We start from the raw sequence: 12,163 nt of genomic DNA on the forward strand, positions 1-12,163 counted from the left end.
CTCCCCTTCCTCAGCGGATATACCCTTCCGCCCCGTACTGCTTGCGTTACCGCAACACTTTCAACTCGCGAATCTGGGTCGCGTTGTCCCAGCCGCTCGTGATGACGAGCTTGACGTAGCGCGCCGACTGCTGCGGGAAGTGATATTTGACCGCATTCTCATTATTATTTTGGGCCGTGTACACCCTCGTCCAGTTCACATTATCCGCTGACACCTGGATCTGAAAATCTTTCGGCCCCAGTCCCCCCGCATGACCGGTCGGGTTCCACCGCGGGAACAACTGCACCGCTTTGAACGTTTGCACGGAGCCCAGGTCAAGCGTAATCCAATTCGGACTGCCGAGACTCGGACTGCCCGTTGGCGCCCACAGATTGCTATCCGCATCCGTTATGCCGTCGATCGCTTTGAGCGCTCCGTTTCCCGACTGCTCCGAATTCGCGGTTGCGGAAACGACCGGAATTTCGCTGTAAGGGCTGTACCAGACGACTTCGCGCAACGCCGAATGGATATCGCTGTACCCACTCGTTACCTGTATCCGCGCATATCGCGCATTGACGGCAGGGAACGAATACTGCGCGCTTTGATTGCCCTGGTTAGTCACGGTCAGCACAGGCGAGCCGAACGTAACGCCATCCGTCGAGGTCGATACCGTAAAGCTCTTAGGTCCCTCTCCTCTCCATTCCAGATCGTCGACGGCAATCCAGGCATAGGCGGATGCTGAATTGTTGTCCACCGCTTCGAAGTAAACGGACTCGCCAACGTAGCTCGACACATCCCACTCTTGCCGGACGAACGCATCGCTCAGCGGCGGCGGGCTCGATAGCAGAATCGCGTCGTCGGAAGCCCGGCGCAGCCGGAAAAAGTTGCTGCTGCCGCCGGTCTGACCGTCCCAGCCCGCCTTCAGGAAAGACATGCGCGAGCTTTCGACGACGAACGGCTGCGAGCGCAGCGTACCGGTGGCCGATTCGCCCCCGGTGAACGAATCTGCCCACCAAGGGCCATGCTGGCCGCTTAAGCCGCCATGCGGGGTGTTCCGCGGTGCCGCCCCCCAGGCCGTACCCGTCGTTGTCCATCCTGCATACGTGTTGGTTACGAAATCGCGGTTGTCGGCCTGGCGAATGTTGTTCAGCGCCATCCAGGCATACCCCGAGCCGCTGTTTGTGTCCTCCATTTCGAAGTAAACGGCCGTACCTACATAAGGGGCTACATTCCAGACTTGGGTGGTGAAATTATCGCTCTGCGGCGGCGAATCCGTCATCAGAATCGCGTTGTCGGAAGCCCGCTTCAAGTAATATTTGTTGGAAGTTCCGCCAGATGGGCCGTCCCAGCCCGCCTTGTCGAAAAGAAGCAGATTTTTCTCCACCACGAAAGTCTTGGAACGCAGCGTACCTGTCCGTGATTCCCCGTCGATAGCCGCCTGGTTTTCTTTGGCCCCGAGCGCCCGAGAATCGGCAAAATATTGCCCCTGCACGTTCCCGACATGACCCCAGTTGGTTCGCACGGAAGACGGCGAAGCCATAAAGGCGTTGCCGGTTACCGTCCAATCCTGGAAGTTGCCTCGCTCGAAATCCAGGTTATCCGAATATCGCAGGTCGTCCGCAGCCAACCAAGCAAAGCCGCTCGAACCGTTGCCGTCGACAATCTCGAAATATACCTGCTGACCGATATACGCCGACACGTCCCAGCGCTCCAGGACGAACGCATCGCTTTGCGGCGGCTTCGCCGTGAACAATATCGCCCCGTCGGACGCCCGCTTCAGATAATAGTAGTTTTGATTGCCTCCGGAGGAGCCGTCCCAACCGGCTTTGCGGAACGTCAGTTCATCTTTGCCGATGGTAAACGCCGGACTTCTCAGCGTGCCTGTAGCGGACTCTCCGCCCAAGTAAGAATCGGCCCACTTCGCCCCGCGCCATCCCTTCATCCCGCCGTGCGGCGTTCCGTTCGGACCGCTTCCGAATGCCGTGCCGGTTGTCGTCCATGACATTCCGGCATAGGTGCCGAACTCGAAATTGACGTCTGCGATCAAGCTGTCCGGTTCCCTGCCTGTCTCGGGAAACAAGTCGAATACGCTTACGTTTCTTGTTTTGCCGAAATCGAACGTAATCTGCGCCGGATCGCCGCTCGCCGCGGGTCCGCCGTCCCAGCCATCCCCTTCCGTTTGGATGCCATTGATCGCCTTCTTGGCGGCCATCGGCTTATCCGCACGATTCGCCGTCGCCGTTTTGACCGGAATCGAGGAATTCGGGTAGTTATGCAAACTCACTTCCGAACCCGACGAAATGGAATAATCAATCTTCTTCTCATTGCCCGACAACGACGTTTCCGTGATAACCCCGCCATCCACGTTGCGCCATGGCGCGACGACGAACGCTTCGGCCTCTTTGCCGTTGAAGCTGGCCGGGTGCGAGAAAAACAAGCTTTGCCCGCTCGTCGAATCGGCGGTGTTGGCGACAATCGTCAGCGGCTTGCCCGTCACCTCGTTGATGCCTGCGTAAGCCACATTAAAGCGGTCCGCATCGAAAAGAACAGGCCGGTAAATTCCTTTGCCGTCCAAATAATTGCCGAGCAAATTGCCCATGGCGCTGTCTTGGAACAGCTCGGATTGATTGACCGGAATCGTGCCGAACAGCACGTGCCCGGAACCATAGGCATTCTCGACCATCAGCGCATTCCCGTTCGCATCCATAAGCACCGGCGTAGCCGAAGACGCGAGCGTGTTTAACGCCATTTTCTGGTCCGAGGCCGCCGCATAGGTGAACGCTTGCCCTGCGTAGAACGTACTGCTTATCCACGCCGGCTTGGGCGACACAATTCGCGCGTAGTCGCCGGCGGCCGCGACGGCAGCTGTGCCTCCGGTCAACCCTGCCAGCCAATTCGAGAGACCCGTGCCCCCCGAGATGCTGCGATCGTTCTCGATCGTATAGCTGAGCGAGCCTTTGCCGAACGCGATCAGAATGCCCCCGTTAGACACCCAATTTTTGATGGCGTCCACGGCTGCGCGGGAAGTGAGAGTATAGCCCGAGTTCGGAATGATCAACACCTTATACTGGTTCAAATGTCCATCCTCGATGAAGAAATCGTCCACGACGTCCGGCTGCGACAAGTATCGCGCCCAATTGGCCCAGCGCGTGGTGACATAACCCGGCGAGTAATCCGCATTGTAGATGTCCATATAATCGCGATTGCGATAGCCCTTGCGGTAGTTGGACGTCAGGATCGAGTTGAAAATCGCCGTTTCGGTCTGCCCGTCATAAGCGGGAACCATGTCCGTGAGCCGGTGCGCTCGATCCGCAAACTGGGTGTAATGGCCATTGCCGTTGTAGTCGGTGCCGCTCCACGTTCCCGTCGACGTGTTGTAAGCGGCGAAGTCCGAGCCGACATACACGCGATGATACGAACCGACGCCATTGACCAGTTTGTTGAAGAAAGCGTCTTCCGCCATTTTGTCCGTCTGAATATTCGTATTGTCGCTCGTTGTCTCCAGATTATAGGCCCGCTTGTAGCCGGGAAGATGCGCCGTGCCGAAGTTCTCGTCCATCACGCTGTCTCCAAGCACACCGGGCCGATGGTTCGCCAACAAGCGAGCGGTCAGACCGATCGAAGCGCCCGTCTCCATCGGGTTGTTAATAAAACCGCCGTCCGTCTCCAGTTTGATCGGCTTGTTCGTCCACAGCCTCATCTCTGTCAACAAAGGTTCCATGAAGGCGTTCAACGAGTCCCGATAAAAGTACATCAGATCGGACCAACTGTGCCTCATATCGATATCCGTGCTCATGCTGCGATCCGGCAACGGCGGCTGCACGTCCGTCCAGAAGGCGTAGGACGAACCCCACGCCGCATTCAGCGTCGTCAGATTGCCATACTTGGTCTGCAGCCAGGTACGGAACTTGGCTTTGGCATAATTGTCGTACAGGTACAGCTTCGGATCCGTCATCGAACTTCCGGGATAGCCTTCCACACCGCCATAGTAGCCGGGACCGCTGATGTCGAACATTTTGACATAAGGATTGCTGTCGTAGTGCTGGGTAACATTCTTGATGAACGCCATATACTTCGGGATCGTGTCGTCGTTGAAGAAATTAATCGTCGTTTGGCTCGAAGCGCCATCTTCATTGACCATCGGCGCGTAGATGTCCGGCCATAACGAAGCGGGCAACCCGGGAACGCCCAAATGGACATCCAGACCATGAGAAGCGAAGCGTGCAATCAAGGCGTCCAGGTTCGTGAAATTATAGTTGCCGGCCACCGTCAGGTCGCCGCCATTCGGCATGACGCCGCTGTCCCCTTGCGCGGCCAAGAACAGGTTCACCACCTGCGCGCCGGTTGCCTTGATTTTATCGAAGCCTTGGCTCGTCGTCGTGGAGAAGTTCATCATATTGCCGGCCGTGCCCGCATAGTCGATCGTCGGCGAGAAGAAGCTCGGGTACAACATCACTTCCTGCACGCCGCCGCTGCCATACGCCTCCGTCACATTAAGCTTCACATACCTGGCCTTGAGCGGCTGAAACTCGAAGTAGTTGTGCCCGTCTTTGTTCCCTGTCACCGTAAGCATGGTCACATACGTACTGCCGTCCACGGACGTTTGGATCGTGAACGATTTCGGGCCGTTGCCCGCCAGCGGCCACAGCTCCATGGCGCCGACTTTCTGCATCGAGCCCAGATCGAACACTAGCGATTGCGGCGCGGTCACCGTCGGCGGCGCTGCGGGCGTCCAGTAATTTGAAGCGCTTGCATAAATGCCGTCGGAAGCCTGAACCGCCGTATGCCCGGATGCAGCGCTTGAAGCCGATATCGAGGCCACGGCCAATTTGAAGTTCCCCGCGTAGACTCGCGCTCCTTCCAAGATCGGGATATAGCCGCCAGTCACGAGGGTAACAGCCAGCAACAGGACGAGTCCACGTTTCCAGTTCCATCGCCAGCCCAAATTCCATTCCTCACTTAATCTCATCATAATCCCCCTTTCGAATTGAAGCTCTTCGAGTGAACCTCGACGGCCTCAACTCCTATGATGCACCGCCCGTTTGTCGCCTTCAACGGACATTTCTTTAGAAAAGATCACCTATTTTGAGTTGTGGAACGTTCCTTTGTCCGGTCTCTCGAAACTACTCAAAAAAGGAACACCGATCAAAGGAAATGTCAATTGAAGTCCATGGAGTCGGCGTTGCACCATTAATAGTAGTCAACATGACAAGCAAGGAGGTGATTAGCAATGAGCGCAACGAGCCCTGCAAAACTGAATCCTGCGAAACGCAGTACATTTCGCCAGGGACTCCTCCGATTCCGGAAAGAGGCGTTCTTTCAATACATGGCGTTGACGGGCGGAGTCTTCCTGCTGGTCTTCAGCTACCTGCCAATGTTCGGCATCGTCATGGCGTTTCAGGATTTCGACCCGGCCAAAGGCTACATCTTCAGTCGGTTCGTCGGCTGGTATCATTTCTGGATGTTGTTCAGCGACGATGCTTTCTGGGTCTCCGCCCGCAACTCGGTCATTCTGAGCGTAGCGAAATTCGCGCTGACCTTCGTGAGCCCGATTATACTGGCGCTTCTCCTTAACGAGCTGCGGCCGAGCTTCTTCAAGAAGTTCGTGCAGACAGCCAGCTATTTGCCTTATTTTATCTCATGGGTCGTTATCGCGAGTATGGCCACGACGTTCTTCAGCGGGGGAGCGGACGGCATTCTGAATCCGCTCCTAGTTAAGTTCGGCATGCTGAAAGAGGCCATTCCGTTCTTGACGTATCCGGGCTATTACCAAGTAATTACCGTTCTGCTCGACGTGTGGAAATTTACAGGGTTCTCAGCCATTATCTACATCGCCGCGATGGCCGGCATCGATCACGAGGTGATTGAAGCCTCGATCGTCGACGGAACGACCCGCTTCCAGCGCGTCTACAAAATTACGCTCCCGATGATTCAGAATACGATTGTCGTCATCCTGATCCTGGGCATCGGTTCCATGTTCACCGGCGGGCTCGGCGGCTCCAACTTCAACTACGGCTACTTGCTCGGCAACACGCTGAACATGAGCGCTTCCGATGTGATGGACACGTACATCCTGCGCATGGGCTTGCAGCTCGGCCGCTTCTCGTTCGCTGCGGCTGCCGGCCTGCTGTTATCTACTATCAGCTTGATTCTGGTGTTCCTCGCGAACTGGGTGGCCAAGAAAATCGATCGTGACGAGCAGGCCATTTTCTAAACCGCTTCAACGCAGCAAGGGGGGACGACGTGAAAAAAAGCTTGGGAGAAAAAATAGCCGATGTGCTGATCTATGCGGTGCTGATCATCATTCTGATCGTGACGCTGTACCCGTTCTACAACAGCCTGGTGCTGTCGTTCAACAACGGTCACGATTCGAATCTGGGCGGCGTGTACTTCTACCCGCGAATGTTCACGCTTGAGAACTACCGCCGCGCGATGGACAACAACCTCATGGGCGGCGCTATGACGGTAACAGTTGCAAGAACGCTCATCGGCGCCGCGACGAGTGTCCTGTTCACGGCTGCGGTGGCCTATGGGCTGTCGAAACAAGATTTGATGTTCAGACGGACATATATCGTGATCGGCATCATTACGATGTACTTCAGCGGAGGTATTATCCCGTTCTACTTCGTGCTGAAGTACTTGGGACTCTTGGATACGTTCATGGTCTTTATCATTCCTTCGCTATTAAGCTTCTGGAATGTCATCTTGTTCATGTCCTTCTTTCGCACGATCCCGGCTCCGCTCTTGGAGTCGGCGCGAATCGACGGAGCGCACGAAGTGTTCATTTTCGCCAGAATTGTCCTTCCCTTGTCCGTTCCGATCATTGCCACCATCGCGCTTATGAACGGCATCGGGCAGTGGAGCTCCTGGTTCGACTCGCAGTTCTTCACCACGAACCCGCACCTCAAGACGCTGCAGCTCATTCTCTATGAGATTATCGCGCTCGCGGCAGGGCAAGAACGATTGAAACAACAGCTCGGCATTACGAATGACACGGCATCCTACACCATCGAATCGGTTCGTTACGCCACCATGATGATTTCGATCGGACCTGTCATTCTGATCTACCCCTTTATTCAGAAATACTTCGCCAAGGGCATGCTGATCGGGGCGGTCAAAGGTTAAAAAAACGTTTAGCCAAAGGGGAATCTTGCATCATCCAATCTATCGAGGGGGCTGTTCCATGAGAAATCGAAAACGTCTATGGTCGAGTATGACCGCTGTGCTTCTATTGGGTTCCGTATTAAGCGCTTGCGCGAAAGAGAACACCGGTTCCAACGCCGGTTCCACGGCTAGCTCTACGGCTAGCTCTACGGCTAGCTCCGCGGCTAGCGCCGGTGCCAGCAGCAGTAATGCCGGAAACCAGGTCGAGTTGGGGCTCTTCTATAATGGAGCTTGGTATACGTTCCCGGAGTGGGGCTCCAATACGATCTCCCAAATGGTTACGGAGAAAACCGGCGTCACATTGAAGTTTACCAAGCCGAACGCCGACGACAATCAGCAGTTCAACCTGATGATTGCCAACCGCGATTTGCCCGACTTCGTCGTGAACGATATGAAAAACCCAACCTATAATAAAGCGATCGATGCCGGCCTCTTTGAAGACTTGGGCCCGCTCATGGACCAGTACGCGCCGGAGCTGAAGCAGCGGATGGGCGAGGATTACTGGAAAATGAACGCGGCGGCGGACGGCAAAAATTATACGATCAACAGCGCGGAGATCCGGCCGAGCAATCTCGACAGGTTCTTGCCGGTCGGTCCGTGGAACCCCGCTCCGCTTGTCCGGCAGGACATCTATGAAGCGCTGGGCAAGCCGAAAATCGATACGCCGGACGATCTGTACAATGTCCTTCTGCAGGTGAAAGAGAAGTATCCGAAAATTTCGCCGCTCGTCATCGGCAATTCGAAGTTTCCGTTTACGGCGCAGCCGTTCGGCTACGAGTTCTTCCTCGCCAGCTTCGGCGTCGAGATGTATTACGAGAAAGACAACAAGCTGTATGCGAATTATAAAAATCCGAAATACCTGGATGCGCTCAAATGGCTGAACAAGCTTAACGCCAGCGGAATTATTACCCGCAACGACATTGCTCTGACCGATGAACAGCGCAAATCCATTATCGACTCGGGCAACGTCTTCTATCAAGTAGGTTCGGTTGGGACAGGCTACCAGTCCCCGGAGAGCGACAAGAGCATCAAGTATGTGTACGCTCCGATGTTTCCTGACGCCACGATTTTGCAGCAGAACAGCATCGGCTGGGCGGGATGGTCCATCTCGAAGACATCGAAGCACAAGAAAGAAGCGATCCAGTTCATGTCCTACATGATGTCGGACGAAGGCGAGAAGCTGACTCACTTCGGCATCGAGGGCAAGGACTGGAAGATGGACAACGGCACGCCCGTGAGAACCGACGAGTACAACGCGAACATCAAGAACGACCAGGAATATACGAAGAAGTTGGGCATGGGCGCCTACTGGTTTAACCTCGACCTCTACGACCACTGGATCGAGGGCGGAGAGATGAAGAAAAATCCGGAGCAGAAAGAAGCGCTGGATCTGTATTTGCCGCATAAGAATCTGAAGCTGTATATGTTGAGCATTGAGCCGGGGCCGGAGACGGAAGAAGCGACGATTCTGGCGAAGGCGACTTCCGATTTCAACGCCGCATTCCCAACCTTCCTGATGGCGAAAAATGAGGCGGAGTTGGAACAGCGCTACGCTGATTTTATCAAGAAAATGGATGATATGGGCGTGCCGAAACTGGAGGCGCTGTGGACCGCGAACGCCGACAAGATGAGAAAATCGTTGAATATGTAACCGGATGAAACCTTCTAACGCGAGCTGCCGATTTCTTCGGCGGCTCGTTGCTATCCAACTCGTTCTTGCTCCATATGCAGTCTTACCTTGTAGCCCCTTTGTCCAGCTGTCATAATGAAGCCATAGGTAAACGCTTACAATTTTTTGGGTTGGAGGGACCGATGATAAGTCGAACCGCTGCACGCAAGCGAATTTTCATCTCATTTGTCTTTATGCTTGTCCTGGCGTTTGCCGGCGGATGCCTGCAGCCGGACATCGATCCGGGGACTCTCGCCACGAGTACCTCCCCCCATGCCAAAATCGACGTCACTTTGAGTATCTTGATGGATACGACCAACCGCGAGCAGAATACAGCCATTTTGGATCAAGCGGCCGATCTGGCTACGAGGAACAGCGCCATATACAACATCAAGGTTCGGCTCGATGGCGTGCCGCAAACTGAAATGGCGCAGAAGGTGGACGTGCTGTTCGCCGGAGCAGACCTGCCGGATATGATCGCAGACGCTCCGAACCCCTTGTGGATGCGCAACGGCCTCATGACGGATATCACCGATTGGTTCAACCGGTCCTCGCTTAGAAGCGACTACATGTATCCGAATCTGCTTGCGGAAGGGATGAGCGACGGCAGGATTTATTCCGTTCCTATCAAGGCCGACTCGATTTTCCTTATCTATAATAAGGACTTGCTCCGCAAAGCCGGCATTGCCAATACCAACTTCACTTCGCTCACTTGGGACCAGTACGAGCAGATGCTGGAGCGAATCAAGCAAGCCAAGCTTCACACAAGCAATGGACAACCCGTAAGCGGCACGACGTTCCGCATCAGCGCTTACGAGACCTCTCCGTTCATCTTCAGCGCCGGAGGGGAAATGTTCAGCGAAGACGGCAAACAAGCGCTGTTCGATCGTCCGAAAGCGGTGCTCGGCATCTTGAAGATGAAAAGCCTCGTCGCGAACGGTTATACCGCCAATCCTGAATCGGACTATGTCAACTGGATAGATACCTTCGTCCGTGAAGAGGCCGCCTTTATTACGACGGGCGGGTGGTCCTTAATTTCCTTTGCCAACGGCGGCATGGACTTATCCAAGCTCGGGTTCTCCATCGTCCCGTCGATGAAGTCGAGCACGTCCATCCTCGCGCCCGGACTCTCGTTTTCCATCTTCCGTTCAAGCGCGAACCAGGAGGCGGCGAAGGAATTGTTGACGGCTCTGTATTCACCGCCCATCTATAAACAATGGATCAAGCTGACGGAAGGAATTCCCGTCTTGCGCTCGGTTGTCGACGATCCGATGTTCGCCAACAATCCCGCGAAGATGGTCCTGACCGCGCAATTGCAAAATACGAAACCGCTGCATGCCGACTATGCGCCGAGCTTCTGGAACGAATATAACAAGCTGCTGCAGAACGTGCTGTTTTCGGATGTGAATGTCCCCGCCGAGCTCAAGCGCCTCCAAGCAGAGATTCAAGCGGAGATCGACGGAAACTTGTAAAACGTCCGCAGACGGGATTGGAGCGTGCCGCAGAACATGTTGAAATCCATTCGGAGCCGAATCATCCTGCTTATTCTGGCCGTGAATGTTTCCTTAACGGTCATTCTGACCTTCGTGACGCTGAGATACAATCACATCAAAACCGAGCATTCCGATGAGCGGTATATTGGTCAAATCACGAAAGATACGATGGAAGCGTTAGAGATCAACAACAAGAAATACAGCCAAATCTCTACCCAACTGATGATAAATAAAACCATACAAGCCTATATCCCGGCGATCAACGAGATTCTTCAAAACAACAATAATAATATCTCGGATGCTCGACTGACAGAGTATAAAGCCGAAATGGTCAGTCTCTTGAACGGCTACTACGACAGCTCCACCGAGATCGATAGCATCCGCATCTGGTTCGGGCATCGCCAGGCCGTCCTTGTCGGCCAAGGAGCGCCTCAGAACGAACGCCAATACGAGGAGCAGGAGGGATATATCGCCGTGAAGAAAAAAACCCCGCTTCTTGTCTGGGTCGCGAACAGCGACGGCTCGATCTCGCAATGGCAAATCATGAAAAATTTCAATATATCCAAAGTGACCAGGCTTAACACCTCGTCTTCGGCTCCCATGATCGGCGCGATCGAGATCCGTCTGAATCCTGAACGACTGTCGAGTGTAACCAAGAAGCTGAACGTCGCGCCCAACGTCAACTTCGCCTATACGACGAGCGATCTGAAGCCTTTATTTCTGTTTCCTGCGACTCCCTGGCTGGATGCCTATGCCGATTTGCTGCAAACTCAGGCGCTCGACAAAGACGTTAGCCAGTTAGAAACCAAAGATCATATTTTCTTTGTTGAAAAATCGCTGGCAGGCTCCTATCTGATTACGATGTATACGAGAACAAGCTTGGCGAAGTATATGCTGGAAACAGGCAAATCGATCGTGATTGTTCCGATTCTGACTCTGATTATTTCGATTCTGTGCGTCATGTACATCTTTCGCCTATTGACCCGCCTATTTTCCCCGGTGCTGCGCGGGATCAACAAGCTGTCGGCCGGCGCTTTCCATACGCGGATTCCATTATCGGGCGCCAGAGAGATCGATGAGATTAGCTCCTGCCTGAATCGGATGGCGGTGCAGATCGGCGACTTGTTCCAGAAGATGCACGAGGCGAAGCAGCTGGAAGGCCAAATCATACAGGAGAAAAACCAGGCCGAAATCAAGGCGTTATACAACCAGATCAATCCGCATTTTCTGTTCAACACCTTGCAGTCGATCAACTCGGTCGCAATCCGGCAAACCGGAGGCGAAACCGAGATCAACGATATGATTATTCATTTATCCCGGTTGCTCCGCGAGAGTATTTATCGCATAAGCAACTTCGTGACTTTAGAGAGCGAGCTCAACCTGTTATGGTCGTATGTGCATCTCCAGCAAATCCGTTATGACGACCTGTTTCAGGTGAAATGGCAGATCGATTACCATTCGCTCAACAAACTGGTGCCGAATCTGATTTTGCAGCCAATCATGGAAAATGCCATTAAGCACGGCGTATTTAACTCCGGCAAAGAGCGAGTCTTGATTACGGTGACGAGCGCCTGGAAAGATGGCGAGCTGCAAATCTCGATTGCCGATGACGGGAGCGGCATGGAGGAGGCGCAGCTGCAAGAGATAGAGGACAAGTTGCAGGGAGCCTCTTCGCAACCCGGCGATTCATCCGGTGTCGGGTTGTACAATACGCATCTGCGGATGCTCCATCGGTTCGGAAACGACTATCGTATGGAAATCCGCAGTCGCGTGGAGGAAGGCACGGAAGTAGCGCTGCACATTCACTATTCGCCGGAATCCGCAGATGCGATCGAACAGACTCCTAGAGAGAGGTGAT

At 54.3% G+C, this 12,163-nt stretch carries 6 protein-coding genes; 5 read left to right on the top strand and 1 reads right to left on the bottom strand.

Annotation, left to right across the window (positions count from 1 at the left end):
• Positions 1-46: 46 nt before the first annotated feature.
• Entirely contained in the window at positions 47-4,951 is a 4,905-nt protein-coding gene (locus K7P76_RS23620) for a discoidin domain-containing protein (protein ID WP_232187795.1), read from the bottom strand.
• Positions 4,952-5,209: 258 nt separating this feature from the next.
• Between K7P76_RS23620 and K7P76_RS23625 the strand changes: the two genes are divergently transcribed.
• The 5 genes from K7P76_RS23625 to K7P76_RS23645 all read left to right on the top strand — a co-directional run bounded on the left by K7P76_RS23625 (position 5,210) and on the right by K7P76_RS23645 (position 12,162).
• Positions 5,210-6,193 carry an ABC transporter permease gene (locus K7P76_RS23625; protein WP_232187796.1) on the top strand — a complete coding sequence of 328 codons (984 nt, stop codon included), beginning with the start codon at positions 5,210-5,212 and terminating at the stop codon, positions 6,191-6,193.
• Between the two features lie 29 nt (positions 6,194-6,222).
• The gene (locus K7P76_RS33515; RefSeq protein ID WP_232187798.1) at positions 6,223-7,104 is read left to right on the top strand and encodes a carbohydrate ABC transporter permease; all 882 of its coding nucleotides are present in this window, start codon (positions 6,223-6,225) and stop codon (positions 7,102-7,104) included.
• A gap of 58 nt (positions 7,105-7,162) precedes the next feature.
• Positions 7,163-8,794, top strand: coding sequence for an extracellular solute-binding protein (locus tag K7P76_RS23635; protein WP_232187801.1), 1,632 nt, complete (start codon positions 7,163-7,165; stop codon positions 8,792-8,794).
• A 161-nt stretch (positions 8,795-8,955) separates the two neighbouring features.
• Positions 8,956-10,284: an extracellular solute-binding protein gene (locus tag K7P76_RS23640; protein WP_232187804.1), complete on the top strand. Its 1,329-nt coding sequence runs from the start codon at positions 8,956-8,958 to the stop codon at positions 10,282-10,284.
• A 36-nt stretch (positions 10,285-10,320) separates the two neighbouring features.
• Entirely contained in the window at positions 10,321-12,162 is a 1,842-nt protein-coding gene (locus K7P76_RS23645; protein WP_232187807.1) for a sensor histidine kinase, read from the top strand.
• The last annotated feature ends 1 nt before the right edge of the window (position 12,163 follow it).

Origin of the sequence: Cohnella silvisoli, from assembly GCF_021190915.1 — a bacterium.
Lineage (GTDB): Bacteria > Bacillota > Bacilli > Paenibacillales > Paenibacillaceae > Cohnella > Cohnella silvisoli.